The organism is Kitasatospora sp. NPDC023176, assembly GCF_055560495.1.
In genome coordinates this window covers 70,931-87,368 of the sequence record NZ_JBVHIP010000034.1, presented here as the reverse complement: position 1 = coordinate 87,368, position 16,438 = coordinate 70,931, and the positions used below count along the sequence as shown (strand labels likewise).

Here is a 16,438-nt window from a genome sequence, read left to right as displayed (position 1 = left end):
CGGCGCCGATCGCGGACTCCTGACGTCAGGTCCGACCCGTCGCCCGCCCAGTCTCGCCACGGACGGCCCCGGTTTTCCCTAGAGCGCGCAGCAGGACGGGCGTGCCCGGCACCCGTAGGTGCCCGGCACGCCCGTCCGCCGAACGGTCACTCCTGTCCGCGCAGCCACTCCTCCACGATCTGGGCGGTGAGGGCCGAGTCCTCGCGGATCATCGACAGGTGGTCGGCGTCGACACCGACCACCCGGGCGCCCGGCACGAGCGGTTCGGCCTGGGCGCGCTGCTCGATGGGGGCCTCGTCGACGCCCGTCAGGGCGCGGTCGCAGGTGACGAGCAGGACGGGGGCCGTGGTGTGCTGGACCTCCAGGCGGTTGAGCAGGACCATCCAGCGGCCCATGGCGGACAGCCGGGAGTTGGTCAGCCGCACCGGCGAGTCGGCGCCGGTGAAGTTGAGCCGCATCATGCCGGTGTAGTCGGTGCCCTCGTCGGCGTTGTGCTGGAAGCTCAGCGTGTCGAAGAGGACGACGCCCGCCGGGCGGATGCCCCACGTGTGCTCCAGCAGCCCGGCCGCGGCGTAGGCGAAGGAGCCGCCGGAGGAGTGGCCGGCGAGGACGAACGGGTGGCCGTCGCCGGCGCGCAGGGCGCTCTCGGCGATCACCCGGGTGGCGACCTCGGGGTTGGCGGGCAGCCGCTCGCCGGTGGCGAAGCCGACCAGCGGGAGCGCCGACACCTCGCGCTCACCGCGGAAGTGGGCGGCGAGCCGGGCGTACTGGTGCACGCCCGCGTTGGCCGTCGGCGCGCTCACGCAGATCAGCCGGGTCGGGCGGGGCCCCTCGGCGAGGCGGGTCGCCCAGGGCAGGTCCTCCAGTTCGGCGGTCGCCTCGAAGGTCGGCCGCAGGGCCGCGACGGTGGCCAGCATGCGCTGGGCCTCGGGCACCTTGCCGTTGGCCAGGGCATCGGTGAACAGCCGCTCCAGGGAGTCGAGTTCGGGTGCACCGCCGGGCACGAGCACGGCCTCCCCGGCACCGTCCTCGGTGCGCTGGTCGGCGAGCTCGCTGCGGATCCAGGTGGCGAGCTCGACTGGCGACCGGCTGTCGAAGACGACGGTGGCGGGCATCCGCAGACCGGTGACGGCGGCGATCCGGTTGCGCAGTTCGACGGCGGTGAGCGAGTCGAACCCGAGCTCGTAGAAGTCGCGTTCGGCCTCGACGGCCTCCGGGGAGGGGTGGCCGAGGACGGCGGCGGCTTCGGCGCGGACGGTGTCGACGAGGTAGCGCATGCGGTCGCGCTCGTTGAGGTCGAGCAGCTGCCGGGTGAAGCCGGCGGCCGCGTCGGCGCCGCTCGCGCCGCCCCCGGAGGCGGTGCGCCGGGCGGCGCGGACGAGTCCCCGGAACAGCGGCGGCACCTCGCCCTGGGGGCGCATGCCCCCGGCGGCCAGGCCCATCGGGATGACGAGGGGTTCGGCGGAGCCGAGGGCGGCCTCGAACAGGGCGAGGCCCTGCTCGACGGAGAGCGGCGGGATGCCGCCGGACTGCATGCGCCGCATGTCGGTCTCGCTGAGCTCGCTGGTCATGCCCGACTCCTGGGCCCACGGGCCCCAGGCGAGCGAGGTGCCGGCCAGCCCGAGGGACCTGCGGTGGTCGATCAGGGTGTCGAGGAAGGCGTTGGCCGCGGCGTAGTTGCCTTGGCCGGGGCTGCCCATGACGCCCGCGATGGACGAGAAGACGGCGAAGACGGCGAGGTCCAGGTGCCGGGTGAGCTCGTGCAGCTGCCAGACGGCGTCGACCTTGGGCCGCAGGACGGCGGACAGCCGCTCGGGGGTGAGGGCGGTGACGATGCCGTCGTCCAGCACGCCGGCCGTGTGGATGACGGCGGTGAGCGGGTGTTCAGCGGGGATGCCGGCGAGCAGGGCCTCGGTGGCGGCGCGGTCGGCGGTGTCGCAGGCGACGACGCGGGCCTCGGCGCCGAGGGCCCCCAGGTCGGCGAGGAGTTCGGCCGCGCCGGGCGCGTCCGGTCCACGGCGGCTGGTGAGCAGCAGGTGGCGGGCGCCGGTGACGGCGAGGCGGCGGGCGAGGTGGCGACCGAGGGCGCCGGTGCCGCCGGTGATCAGGACGGTGCCGTCGGGGTCGCGCTCCGCGGGCATCGTGAGGACGGTCCGGGTGGCGGACGCCTGGGCGGCGAGCGCGGTGCGGGCGTCGCGGATGTCGTGCGCCACGGTCGGGGGCGGGGTGAGCTCGCCGCTCTCCGCCAGGCCGAGGAGTTCCGCGAGGATCGCGGCGGTCTCGTCGGCGTCCGGTACGGGAAGTCGGGCGAAGGCGTCGCCGTCGAGGACGAGGTCGGTGCCCGACGCCGCGCGGTCGACGAGCCGCTCGGGCGGCAGGCCGTGGCCGAGCAGGGCGTCGCGCAGCCCGTCGGGCGCCGTGGCGGACACCTCGGCGCCCAGCCGCAGGGCGAGCTCGACGGCGGCGGTGGCCGGTCCGGCCGCGGTGGCGTGCACATGGACGGTCCGGCCGGCCGGTGCGCGACCGAGGGCCTGCCGGGCGGGAACGAAGTCAGCGGCCAGGGCGGCAGCAGCCTCGAACGACCAGCTGTCGGGCAGCGGGGCCAGCAGACGCCGGTCGGCGGCCGCCTTCGGCCCCGCGGGCAGCACGCCGAACACCCCGTCGCCCGGGCGCAGGTCCGATACGCCGTCACCGACCTCCGTCACCACCCCCGCCGCGCCGGTGCTGCCTCCGTGGACGGCGACCCGGACGGCGACGGCCACCTGCCCGGCCGCGGGCGGCCCGGCCGTCTCGGGGCAGGGCACGAGCGCCAGGCCGTCGGGAAGCAGGCCGTCCAGGACCCACGGCGTGCCCGCCGGGGGCAGCAGCCCCGCCGCGTCCACGAGCCGGGCCAGTCGGCCGACCCGCAGCGCGCCGCCGCGGACGGCGAACTGGGCCTCGCCGTCGGCCAGCAGTCCGGGCAGCAGCGGCAGCACCGCGGCCGCGTCCTCCGTCCGTTCGACGTCGAGCAGGGCGAAGCGGCCGGGGTGCTCGGAGTTCGCCGAGCGGACCAGGCCCCAGGCGGCGCCGCCGGGCAGGTCGCGGACGGTCTCGCCGTCGGCGGCCCGGACGGCGCCCCGGGTCACGAACACCAGCCGGGAGGCGGCGGCCCGGTCCTCGGCCAGCCAGTCCTGGATGAGCGCGAGCACCCGCGTGGTGTGGGCGTGAACGGCCTCCGGGACGTCACCGGCCGGGCTGTCCAGCGCGACCAGGACGAGGTCCGGCACCGGGCGCCCGAGGTCCGCGAGCGTGGCGGCCGAGGAGCCCGTGCCGTAGGCGTCCCGTCCGAGCGCCGTGCAGCTCGGCGCCGTGGCGGCGGGCGGCGTGGCCGGGGCGGGCACCCACTCGATCCGGAACAGCGGGTCACGGCCGGCGCGGGCGGCGGCAGTGGCGGTCTGCGGGGCGCGCAGGGCGACCGAGCCGACGGTCAGCACCGCGCCGCCCGCCGGGTCGGTGGCGGTGACGGACACGGTGTCCTCGCCCTCGCCGAGGCGGGCGACGCGCACCCGCAGGGCGGCCGCTCCCCCGGCGTGCAGGGCGACACCCTGCCAGGCCTGGGGCTGCGGCAGCTGCTCCTCGGTGCCGACGCCGATCAGCACGGCGGCGTGCAGGGCGGCGTCGAGCAGGGCCGGGTGGAGGCCGAAGTAGCGGGCGTCCTCACCGGGTTCGCCGTCCAGTTCGACCTCGGCGAACACCTCCTCGCCGCGCAGCCAGGCGGCGCGCAGGCCCCGGAACGCCGGGCCGCGCCCGGGCTCGCGGTAGAAGCCGTCCAGATCGACGGCGAGCGCGCCGGCCGGCGGCCAGGCCGCCTGGGCGTGGTCCGGCAGGTCGCTCTCCTGGGGCACGAGGGTGCCGGTGGCGCAGTGCGTCCACGGCTCGTCGGGAGCGGCGTCGCCGGGGCGGGCGTAGCAGGCCACCGGGCGGGCGCCGGTGTCGTCGGGGGCGCCGACGCGCACCTGCACGACGGGTTCGTCGTCCTCGGCGAGCGGCAGCGGGTCGCCGAGCGTGAGCTCCGCGATCCGGCCGCAGCCGACCTGGTCGCCGGCCCGGACGGCCAGTTCGACGAAGGCGGCGGCGGGGAAGGCCAGGTGGCCGCCGATCCGGTGGTCGAGCAGCCACGGGTGGACGCGCAGGGCGAGGCGGCTGGTGAACAGCACGCCGTCGGTGTCGTCGGCGAGCGGGACGGCGGCGCCGAGCAGCGGGTGCTCGGCCGAGACGAGGCCGACGGAGGTCACGTCGCCGGTGAGGGCGGCCGGGCGCGGCCAGTAGCGGCGGTGGTCGAAGGCGTAGGTGGGCAGGTCGACCCGGCGGGCGCCGGTGCCGGCGAACGGGGCCGCCCAGTCGACCGGAACGCCGGCCGTGTGGAGCACGGCGAGGGCGGTCAGCAGGGAGCGCTCCTCGGCGCGGTCCTTGCGCAGGGCGGCGGCCCGCACGCAGTCCGCCGCGTCGTCCCCGAGGCTCTGCTCGGCGAGGGCGGTGAGGACGCCGTCGGGGCCGAGTTCGAGGAAGGCGGTGGCCCCGGCCTCGCGCAGGGCGCGGACGCCGTCGGCGAAGCGGACGGCCTCGCGGACGTGGCGCACCCAGTAGTCGGGGGTGGTGAAGTCCTCGCCGAGGGCGCCGGTGAGGTTGGAGACCAGCGGAATCGAAGGGGCCTGGTAGGTCAGCCCGTTCAGGACCTCGCGGAAGTCCGCCAGCATCGGTTCCATCAGCGGCGAGTGGAAGGCGTGGGACACCCGCAGCCGCGTGGTCCGGCGGTCGGCGAAGTGCTCCTCGATCGCCGCGACGGCCTCCTCCGTCCCCGAGACGACGACCGAACTCGGACCGTTGACGGCGGCGATCGACACGAACTCGTCTAGCAGGGGCAGGACTTCGTCCTCCGTCGCCTGCACCGCCAGCATCGCGCCACCCGCCGGAAGCGCCTGCATCAGCCGGCCGCGCGCAGCCACCAGGGCACAGGCGTCACCGAGCGAGAACACGCCCGCGACGTAGGCCGCGGCGATCTCGCCGATCGAGTGGCCCGCGACGAACTCCGGCCGCACGCCCAGCGATTCGACGAGCCGGTACAGCGCCACCTCGACGGCGAACAACCCGGCCTGGGCGTACGCAGTCCGGTTCAGCAGCTCCGCGTCCTCGCCCCACACGACCGTGCGCAGGGGCTGGTCCAGGTGCTCGTCCAGCACCGCGCACACCGCGTCGAAGGCGTCCGCGAAGACCGGGAAGCGCGGGTACAGCTCCCGGCCCGTGCCGAGGCGCTGCGAGCCCTGCCCGGAGAACAGGAAGGCCGTCGAGCGGTCCGCCGCGACGCCTCGGGCGACCTCCGTCAGCCCCTCACCGCACGCGAGCAGCACGGCCCGGTACTCGAAGGCGGAGCGCCCGGTGGCGAGCGAGAACCCGATGTCCAGCGGGGAGAGTTCGAGCGCGGAGGCGCGAGCGAGGTGGGTCTCCAGCGCCTCCTCGGAGCGGCCGGAGAGCACCCACGGGACGACGGCCGGCAGCACGCGCTGGTGCTCGGTGCACTCGGTCACCAGGGGGGCCTGTTCGAGGATCACATGCGCGTTGGTGCCGCTGATCCCGAACGAGGACACCCCGGCGCGCCGGGCCCGGTCGACCTCGGGCCAGGGCCGGGCCTCGGTGAGCAGGTCGATCGAGCCCGCCGTCCAGTCCACGACGGTGGACGGCCGGTCGATGTGCAGGGACTTCGGCAGCACGCCGTGCCGCATGGCGAGCACGGTCTTGATCACCCCGGCGACGCCGGAGGCGGCCTGGGTGTGGCCGATGTTGGACTTCAGCGAGCCGAGCAGGAGCGGCCGTTCGCGGTGGCGGCCGTACGTGGCGAGGAGCGCCTGGGCCTCGATCGGGTCGCCGAGGGCGGTGCCGGTGCCGTGGCCCTCGACGGCGTCGACGTCGGCGGGCGTCAGGCCGGCGCTCGCCAGGGCCTGGCGGATGACGCGCTGCTGGGACGGGCCGTTGGGCGCGGTGATGCCGTTGGAGGCGCCGTCCTGGTTGACGGCGCTGCCGCGCACGATCGCGAGCACCTCGTGGCCGTTGCGGCGTGCGTCGGACAGCCGCTCCAGGACGACCATGCCGACGCCCTCGGACCAGTTGGTGCCGTCGGCGGCGTCCGAGTAGGCCTTGCAGCGGCCGTCGGCGGCGAGGCCGTTCTGGACGGTGAATCCGGCGAAGCTCACCGGGGTGGTCATCACCGTCACGCCGCCCGCGAGGGCGAGTCCGCACTCGCCGTTGCGCAGCGCCTGGGCGGCCCAGTGCAGGGCGACCAGGGACGACGAGCACGCGGTGTCGACGGTGACGGCCGGGCCCTCCAGGCCGAGGGTGTAGGAGATGCGCCCGGACAGCACGCTCGACGCGAGGCCGGTGCCGGCGTGGCCGCCGATGTCCTCGCGCGAGTTCATCATGAGCGTCGCGTAGTCGAGGCCGTTGGTGCCGACGAAGACGCCGGTGCGGCTGCCGCCGAGCTTCTGCGGGTCGACCCCGGCGCGCTCCAGCGCCTCCCAGGAGGTCTCCAGGAGGAGGCGCTGCTGGGGGTCCATGGCGAGGGCCTCGCGCGGCGAGATGCCGAAGAAGGAGGCGTCGAAGTCGGCGACGGCGTCGATGAAGCCGCCTTCCAGGGTGGTGCTGCGGCCGCGGCCGTCGCGGTCGCCGACGAGGAGGGTCCGCAGGTCCCAGCCACGGTCCCTGGGGAAGCCGGCGATGCCGTCGCCGCCCTCGGAGACCAGGCGCCACAGCTCGTCGGGCGAGGTGACGCCGCCGGGCAGGCGGCAGGCCATGCCGACGATCGCGATCGGGTCGGTGTCGTCGGCCGCGGCCCGCACGGCGGGCGGCAGCGGGTCGGCGGGGGTGTCGAGGAGCTCGGCGAGGAGGTGCTCGGCGAGGGCCTGGGCGGTCGGGTAGTCGTAGACGGAGGTGGCGGGCAGCTTGAGGCCGGTGGCCGCGCCGAGCCGGGCGGGCAGCTCGACGGCCGTCAGCGAGTCGAAGCCGAGGTCGCGGAACTTGCGGTCCGGGGCGACGGCGGACTTGTCGGCGTAGCCGAGCACGGAGGCGACGTGGGTGCGGACGAGATCGGTGAGGAGGGTGGTCCGCTCGGCCGGAGTGAGCGCGCGCAGGCGTCCGGTGAGCTCGGAGGCGGCGGTCGCGTAGTCGCGGCGGGCCGCGGCGGCGGCCTCCAGGACGGGCCCGGCGGCGGGGAGGTCGCGCAGCAGCGGGTTGCCGCGCAGGCCGACGAGGCTCTCCAGGACCTGCGGCTGCGTCAGGTCGAGCAGCACGAGCGCCGGGGCCGGGCGGGTGACGGCCTGGCGCAGCGCGGCCAGGGCGAGGTCGGGGTGCAGGGCGGGTACGGCGGCGCGCTGGGTCCGTCCGTCGTCCTCGGCCGGGGCGGCCGGGTCGATGCCGGTGTACTCGGCGCCGACCCAGGCGCCCCAGGCCACGGAGGTGGCGGGCAGGCCCTCGGCGCGGCGGCGCTGGGCGAGTGCGTCCAGGACGGCGGTCGGGGCGGCGAGGGTGGCCCGGCCGGGGGTGCCGACGGCGCCGGCGACGGAGGAGCAGAGCACGAAGGCGGTCAGGTCGAGGCCGCGGGTCAGCTCGTCCAGGTGGAGGGCGGCCTCGGCGCGGACGCGGTGGACGGCGGCGAGGCGCTCGGGCGTCAGGTCGTCGAGGACGCCGTCGTCGACCGTGCCCGCCGCGTGGACGACGGCGGTCAGTGGGGCGTCGGCGGGGATCGCGGCCAGCAGGGCGGTGAGGGCCTCGCGGTCGGCGACGTCGCAGGAGGCGATCGTCACGACGGCGCCCAGGCCGCTCAGTTCCTCGGCGAGGTCGGCGGCGCCGGGGGCGTTCGGCCCGCGGCGGCTCGCCAGCAGCAGGTGGCTCGCGCCCGCGGCGGCGAGCTGCCGGGCCACGGCGGCGCCCCGGCCGCCGGTGCCGCCGGTGATCAGCACGGTGCCCGGGGTGTCCCCCGGCGTCCAGCCCGCGTCCTGCGCGCCGGCCGGGGCCGGGACGAGGCGGCGGGCGTGGACGGCGGCGGTGCGGATCGCGATCTGGTCCTCGCCGTCCGCACCGGCGAGCACGGCGGCCAGGCGGCGCACGGCGGACTGGTCCGGTGTCTCGGGCAGGTCCACGGCGCCGCCCCACTGCTGGGGGTGCTCCAGCGCGGCAACCCGGCCCAGGCCCCACACGGCGGCCTGTTCGGGTGCGGTGGGCGCCTCGGTACGGGCCACGGCGACCGCGCCGCGCGTCAGGCACCAAAGCGGCGCGGTGACGTCGGCGTCGCGCAGCGCCTGCACCAGGGCGAGGGTCGCGGCGGCCGGCCCGGCGCCCCGGCCGAGCGCGAGGAGGGACAGGACTCCGGTGAACGGGCGCCCGGTCGAGGGCAGTTCGCGCAGCAGCGTGGCGAGCTCGGCGCGCGCCGGGGTGGGGACGGACAGGCACAGCACGTCCGGTCCGACGGCCTCGCAGGCCACCTCGGCCCACGCCTCGTCGCCGCCCTCGGCCGGTGCCACCACCAGCCACGGGCCGGACGGCCGGGCCGTGGAGCCGCCCGGCAGGGCGCGCCAGGACTCGTGGAAGCGCAGCGCGTCCAGCAGGGACTGGTCCCGGTGGTGGCGCCGCCAAGCGGACAGCGCGGGGAGCACCGCGCCGAGCGCGTCGCCGTCCACGGCGAGGTCGGCGGCGAGCGCGTCCAGGTCCTCGCCCTCGACGGCGGCCCAGAAGCGGGCGTCCAACGGGTCGTCCGGCGCGGCGGCGCCGGGGCGTCCGGCCGGGGCGTGCGTCTGCGGCCAGTAGCGTTCGCGCTGGAAGGCGTAGGTCGGCAGGCCGGTGCGGCGGGCACCGGTGCCGTCGAACACTCGTGTCCAGTCGACGGGCACGCCGACGACGTGGAGGCGGGCGAGGGCGGTCAGCAGGGCGGTCTCTTCGGGGCGGCCGCGGCGGCCGGCCGGCTCGACGACCGCCGCCGGGGCGTCGTCGAGCGTCTGGCGGACGGCCGGGGACAGGGCCGCGTCGGGGCCGAGTTCGAGGAAGGCGGTGGCCCCGGCCTCGCGCAGGGCGCGGACGCCGTCGGCGAAGCGGACGGCCTCGCGGACGTGGCGCACCCAGTAGTCGGGGGTGGTGAAGTCCTCGCCGAGGGCGCCGCTGAGGTTGGAGACCAGCGGAATCGAAGGCGCCTGGTAGGTCAGCCCGTTCAGGACCTCGCGGAAGTCCTCCAGTATCGGGTCCATCAGCGGCGAGTGGAAGGCGTGGGACACGCGCAGCCGCGTCGTCCGGCGGTCGGCGAAGTGCTCCTCGATCGCCGCGACGGCCTCCTCCGTCCCCGAGACGACGACCGAACTCGGACCGTTGACGGCGGCGATCGACACGAACTCGTCTAGCAGGGGCAGGACTTCGTCCTCCGTCGCCTGCACGGCGAGCATCGCGCCACCCGCCGGAAGCGCCTGCATCAGCCGGCCCCGGGCGGCGACCAGCGCGCAGGCGTCCTCCAGCGAGAACACCCCGGCGACGTGCGCCGCCGCGACCTCACCGATCGAATGGCCCGCGACGAACTCCGGCCGCACGCCCAGCGATTCGACCAGCCGGTACAGCGCCACCTCGACGGCGAACAACCCGGCCTGGGCGTACTCCGTCCGGTTCAGCAGCTCCGCGTCCGAACCCCACACCACCTCGCGCAAGGCCGGGTCGAACTGCGCACAGACCGCATCGAAGGCCTCGGCGAACACCGCGAAGCGGGCATACAACTCCCGTCCCATGCCAAGCCGTTGGGATCCCTGTCCGGAGAAGAGCAGCGTTGTCCTGCACTCGCCGTCGGCGACGCCCCGGGCCACCTCGGCGCCGTCCAGCAGCACCGCCCGGTGCGCGAACCGCGACCGCCCGGCGGCCAGTGAGAGGCCGACGTCGACAGGCGAGGCGTCCAGCCCGGCGAGCCGTGCGAGCTGCGCGTCCAGCGCCGCCTCCGACTTGCCCGCCAGCACCCACGGCACCACGCCCGGCACCACGTCCGGCGCCGCTCCCGCCTCCTCGACCCGATCCATCATGGGAGCCTGCTCGACGATCACGTGCGCGTTGGTGCCGCTGATCCCGAAGGCCGAGACGCCCGCGCGGCGCGGTCGGCCGGTCTCCGGCCACTCCTCGGCCCGCGTGAGCAGCCGGATGTCACCGGCCGTCCAGTCGACGTGCGAGGACGGCGCGTCCACGTGCAGCGTGCGGGGCAGCACGCCGTGCTGCATCGACAGCACGGCCTTGATCACGCCGGCCGCACCGGCGGCGGCCTGGGTGTGGCCGATGTTGGACTTCAACGAGCCGAGCAGCAACGGGCGTTCGCGCTCCTGCCCGTAGGTGGCGAGGAGCGCCTGGGCCTCGATCGGGTCGCCCAGGGTGGTGCCCGTGCCGTGGCCCTCGACGAAGTCGACCTCCGCCGCCGAGAGGCGCGCGTTGGCGAGGGCCTGGCGGATGACGCGCTGCTGGGACGGGCCGTTGGGGGCCGTCAGACCGTTCGAGGCGCCGTCCTGGTTGACGGCGGAGCCGCGCACGACGGCGAGCACCGGATGCCCGTTGCGGCGCGCGTCCGAGAGCCGCTCCAGCACCAGGACGCCCGCGCCCTCGGACCACCCGGTGCCGTCGGCACCGTCCGCGAACGCCTTGCAGCGGCCGTCCGGGGCCAGTCCGCCCTGCCGGGTGAAGCCGGGGAAGCCGAGCGAGGACGACATCACGGTGACGCCGCCGGCCAGCGCCAGCGTGCACTCGCCGCTGCGCAGGGACTGCGAGGCCAGGTGCATCGCCACGAGCGAGGAGGAGCACGCCGTGTCGACGGTGACCGCCGGGCCCTCCAGGCCGAAGGTGTAGGAGATCCGGCCGGAGACCACGCTCGCGGCCAGGCCGGTGCTCGCGTGGCCCTCGATGTCCTCCCTGGCGTTCATGACGAGCGTCAGGTAGTCCTGGCCGCCCGTGCCGACGAAGACGCCGGTCCGGCTGCCGCGCAGCGTCGTCGGGTCGATCCCGGCGCGCTCGACGGCCTCCCAGGACGTCTCCAGCAGGAGCCGCTGCTGCGGGTCCATCGCGAGGGCCTCACGCGGCGAGATGCCGAAGAAGGCCGCGTCGAAGTCGGCCACCCCGTACAGGAAGCCGCCCTTCGCGGTGGCGCTGCGCCCCCGGTCGTCGGGGCCGCCGCCGAGCAGGGTGTCGAGGTCCCAGCCGCGGTCGGTCGGGAAGTCGGAGATGCCCTCGCGGCCCTCGGCGACCAGTGTCCACAGCTCCTCGGGCGTGCCGATCCCGCCGGGCAGGCGGCAGGCCATGCCGACGATCGCGATCGGGTCGTCGGCGGTGGCGGCGGCCGCCGCGGCCGGGGCGAGCGGCTCGTCGTGCCGCCCGAGCACCTCCGCGAGGACGAGTTCGGCGATCGCGGCGGGCGTCGGGTGGTCGAAGACCAGCGTTGCCGGGAGGCGCAGGCCGGTGACGGCGGTCAGGCGGTTGCGCAGTTCGAGTGCCGTGAGGGAGTCGATGCCGAGGTCGTGGAAGTCGCGATCGGCGGCGACGGCCTGCGGCGAGGCGTGGCCGAGGACGGCGGCGGCCTCGGTACGGACGAGGTCCACGACGTGGCGCAGCCGCTCGCTCTCGCGCAGCTCGTGGAGGCGGGCGGCGAGGGCCGTCACGGCGGCGGCGCCGGTGCCGGTGGCGGAGGCGGTGCGGCGCCCTGCGGGCAGGAGGGCGCGGAACATCGTGGGTACCTCGCCGCGCGGGCGGGTGCCGGCGGCCATGCGCCCGGTCGCGACCAGGTACGGCTCGTCGACGGCCATGGCGGCGTCGAGCAGAGCGAGACCGTCCTCCTCGGTGAGGGGCGGGACGCCGGAGGCGTGGATGCGGTGCAGGTCGGCTTCCGAAAGGGTCCCGGTCATGCCGGCCGTCGGCATCCAGGCGCCCCAGCCCAACGACTGGGCGGGCAGGCCCTGTTGGCGGCGCCGGTGCGCGAGCGCGTCGAGGTAGACGTTGGCCGCCGCGTAGTTGCCCTGACCGGCGCTGCCCATGACGCCCGAGATGGAGGAGAACAGGACGAAGGCCGTGAGGTCCTGGTCCTTGGTCAGCTCGTGCAGGTTCCAGGCGGCATCGACCTTGGGGCGCAGGACGGTCGACAGCCGCTCGGGCGTCAGCGCGCTCACGACGCCGTCGTCCAGCACACCCGCCGCGTGCACGACGCCCGTGATCCTCCGGCCGTGCAGGGCCTGCGCGAGCGCCTCCCGGTCGGCGGCGTCACAGGCCACGACCTCGGCGCGGGCGCCCAGCTCCGCCAGCGCGTCCACCAGCTCGGAGGCGCCCCCGCGCCGACTCAGCAACAGCAGCTCCCGAACGCCGTGTTCGGTGACGAGATGGCGTGCGACGAGACGGCCCAGGCCGCCGGTGCCACCGGTGACGACCACGGTGCCCGTGCCCCAGCCGGACGAGGGTTCGTCGGCAAGCGCGGCACGGGTCAGTCGGCCCACCCGGACGACGCCGTCGCGCACCACCACCTGCGGCTCGCCCACGGCCAGCACCGCGTCCAGCGGGAGCTCACCGTCCGCGTCCACGAGGACGAACCGGCCCGGGTTCTCCGACTCGGCCGCCCGCACCAGGCCCCACACGGCGGCGCCGACGAGGTCCTCGCCACCCGCCATGGCTCCCCGGGTGACGAACACCAGGCGCGCGTCAGCGAACCGCGACTCGGCCAGCCACTCCTGCACCAGGCCCAGCGCCCACACCGTCACCTCGTGCACCGCCTCGGGCGACGAACCGCCCGCCACGGGCACGATCACGACGTCCGGCACCTCGCCGAGCGACGCCAGGTCCTCCCCCAGCGTCACCGCCGTCACGGGCTCACCCGCACGCGAGGGCGCGGGCACCCACTCCAGTCGCAGCAGCGACCCGGCCGTCCCATGAACGGCCACCGCCGCCGGCTCGGCCAGCGTCAGAGCCTCGGCCGACAGCACCGGCTCCCCGGCAGCGTCCACGAGGGCGAGCGCGAGCGTCTCCGCGCCCGTGCGCACGAGCCGCGCCCGCACCACGGACGCACCCGAGGCGTGCAGCGACACCCCGGACCACGCCACCGGCACCAGCCCCCGGCCGTCCGCCCGCAGGACGGCCGCCAGCAGGGCCGGGTGCACACCGAACCCCCCGGCCTCACCGGCCGCCTCGCCCGGCAGGACCGCATCGATGAAAATCTCCTCGCCGCGCCGCCAGACCGACCGCAGCCCGTCGAAGACCGGGCCCAGGTCCGCCTCCTCCCGGAGCCCGGTGAGCTCCGCGACGACCGCGCCCTTCGGCGGCCACACCGAGGCGTCGAACCCGGCCGTGCGCTCGCCTCGGACGAGCTCGCCCGAGGCGTGCTCCGTCCACGCGCCGTCGGCGTCGGCGTCCGGGCGGGAGAAGATCCGCACCGGGCGGGCGCCGGAGGCCACCGGCGCGTCCACCTGGATCTGCACGACGACCGCGCCGTCCTCGGGCAGGACGAGCGGCTCAGCGAGGGTCAGCCGCTCGACCCGGTCGCAGGCCACCTGGTCACCGGCCCGGACGGCCAGTTCCAGGAACCCGGTCGGCGGGAAGACGGCCACACCGCCCACCCGGTGGTCGCCCAGCCACGGCTGCGCCTTCAGCGACAGGCGACCGGTCAGCAGCGTGCCCTCGGCGTTCGCGAGCGCGACGCTCGCGCCCAGCAGCGGGTGCTCGGCGGGCGACAGGCCCGCGCCGGTCACGTCCCCGATCCGACGGGCCGGGCGCGGCCAGTAGCGCTCGTGTTGGAAGGCGTAGGTGGGCAGGTCGACGCGCCGGGCGCCGGTGCCGTCGAACAGCCGCGCCCAGTCGACGGGGACGCCGGCGACGTGCAGCCGGGCGAGCGCGGTGACCAGGGTGTGTTCCTCGGGCCGGTCGCGGCGCAGCAGCGGGAGTGCGGGGGTGTCCGGGTCCTGTTGGGCGAGGGCGGCGAGGACGCCGTCGGGGCCGAGCTCGACGAAGGCGGTGGCCCCGGCCTCGCGCAGGGCGCGGACGCCGTCGGCGAAGCGGACGGCCTCGCGGGCGTGGCGCACCCAGTAGTCGGGGGTGGTGAAGTCCTCGCCGAGGGCGCCGCTGAGGTTGGAGACCAGCGGAATCGAAGGCGCCTGGTAGGTCAGCCCGTTCAGGACCTCGCGGAAGTCCGCCAGCATCGGGTCCATCAGCGGCGAGTGGAACGCGTGCGAGACCCTCAGCCGCGTGGTCTTGCAGTCGGCGAAGTGCGCCTCGATCGCCGCGACGGCCTCCTCCGTGCCCGACACGACGACCGACGACGGGCCGTTGACGGCCGCAATCGACACGAAATCGCCCAGCAGCGGCAGGACTTCGTCCTCCGTCGCCTGCACGGCGAGCATCGCGCCACCCGCCGGAAGCGCCTGCATCAGCCGGCCCCGGGCGGCGACCAGCGCGCACGCGTCCTCCAGCGAGAACACCCCGGCCACATGCGCCGCCGCGATCTCACCGATCGAATGCCCGGCCACGAACTCCGGCTCCACACCCAACGATTCGACCAGCCGGTACAGCGCCACCTCGACCGCGAACAACCCCGCCTGGGCGAACTCCGTCCGGTTCAGCAGCTCCGCGTCCTCGCCCCACACCACCTCGCGCAAGCCCGGGTCGAACTCGGCGCACACCGCGTCGAACGCCTCCGCGAACACCGGGAACCGGGCGTACAACTCCCGCCCCATCCCCAGCCGCTGCGACCCCTGCCCCGAGAACAGGAACGCCGTCGACCGCTCCCCCGCCACCCCACGCGCGACCTCGGCCCCGTCCACCAGCACCGCCCGGTGCCGGAACCGCGAGCGCCCCGCCAACGACAGCCCCACGTCCACCGGCGAACCGGCCGAGCCGCCCACCCCCGTGAGCCGCTCCAGCTGCGCGCTCAGCGCCGCCTCCGACTTCGCCGAGACCACCCACGGCACCACACCCGGCGCGACCGAGGGATCCGCCCCGGAAGCATCCTCCTCGATCGCCTCCTCGACGATCACGTGCGCGTTCGTCCCGCTGATCCCGAAGGCGGAGACGCCCGCGCGGTGCGGTCGGTCCACCTCCGGCCAGGCCCGGGCCTCGGTGAGCAGCTCGACGGCCCCCGCCGACCAGTCCACCTCGGCGGACGGCGCGTCGACGTGCAGCGTCCTCGGCAGCACGCCGTGCCGCAGCGCCATCACCGTCTTGATCACGCCGGCCGCGCCGGCCGCCGCCTGGGTGTGGCCGATGTTGGACTTCAACGAGCCGAGCAGCAGCGGCTGTTCCCGCTCCTGCCCATAGGTCGCGAGGAGCGCCTGGGCCTCGATCGGGTCACCCAGAGGCGTCCCCGTGCCGTGGCCCTCGACGGCGTCGACCTCGCCGGCCGACAGCCCGGCGGCGGCCAGCGCCTGGCGGATGACGCGCTGCTGGGACGGACCGTTGGGCGCCGTCAGACCGTTCGACGCGCCGTCCTGGTTGACGGCGCTGCCGCGCAGGACGGCCAGCACCGGATGCCCGTTGCGGCGGGCGTCCGAGAGCCGCTCCAGCACCAGGACGCCCGCGCCCTCGGCCCAGCCCGTCCCGTCCGCCGCGTCCGCGAACGCCTTGCAGCGCCCGTCCGGCGCGAGCCCGCCCTGCCGGGAGAACCCGGCGAAGCTCATCGGCGTCGACAGCACGGTGACGCCGCCCGCGAGGGCCAGCGTGCACTCACCGGCCCGCAGCGCCTGCGACGCCAGGTGCATCGCCACCAGCGAGGACGAGCACGCGGTGTCGACGGTGACGGCCGGGCCCTCCAGGCCGAAGGTGTACGACACCCGGCCGGACAGCACGCTCGCCGTCAGGCCGGTGGTCGCGTGGCCCTCCATGTCCTCGTCCGAGTTCATCACCACGCCGACGTAGTCGACGCCCGCGGTGCCGACGAACACGCCGGTGCGGGTGCCACGCAGGCCCGCCGGGTCGATGCCCGCCCGCTCGAACGCCTCCCAGGACGTCTCCAGCAGGAGCCGCTGCTGCGGGTCCATCGCGAGGGCCTCGCGCGGCGAGATCCCGAAGAAGCCCGCGTCGAACTCACCGGCCGCGACGAACCCGCCCTCGATCGAGGCGCTGCTGCCGCTGCCCTCGCCGAGCAGCGCCGCCATGTCCCACCCGCGGTCGGCGGGGAACCCGGTGATGCCGTCCCGCCCGTCCGCGACCAGCCGCCAGAGCTCCTCGGGGGTGGTCACCCCGCCCGGCAGGCGGCACGCCATGGCGACGATGGCGATCGGCTCGTGCCGGCCTGACTCGGCCTCCAGCAGTCGTTGGCGTGTCTGGTGCAGGTCGGCCGTGACCCACTTGAGGTAGTCAACGAGCTTGCTGTCGTTCGACATGGGGGGTGGTGCCTTCCTGTGTTGAGGCGGGTCTCTCGGCGTTTCTCGGCGCT

At 75.9% G+C, this 16,438-nt stretch carries 1 protein-coding gene; it reads right to left on the bottom strand.

The window, feature by feature from the left end:
- Positions 1 to 146: 146 nt before the first annotated feature.
- Positions 147 to 16,385, bottom strand: coding sequence for a type I polyketide synthase (locus ACZ3YL_RS33775; RefSeq protein WP_465661152.1), 16,239 nt, complete (start codon positions 16,383 to 16,385; stop codon positions 147 to 149).
- Positions 16,386 to 16,438 lie beyond the last annotated feature (53 nt).

Bases quoted from the DNA above. Each gene is read 5' to 3' on its own strand.
- ACZ3YL_RS33775 (WP_465661152.1), bottom strand. From the start codon at position 16,385: ATGTCGAACGACAGCAAGCTCGTTGACTACCTCAAGTGGGTCACGGCC.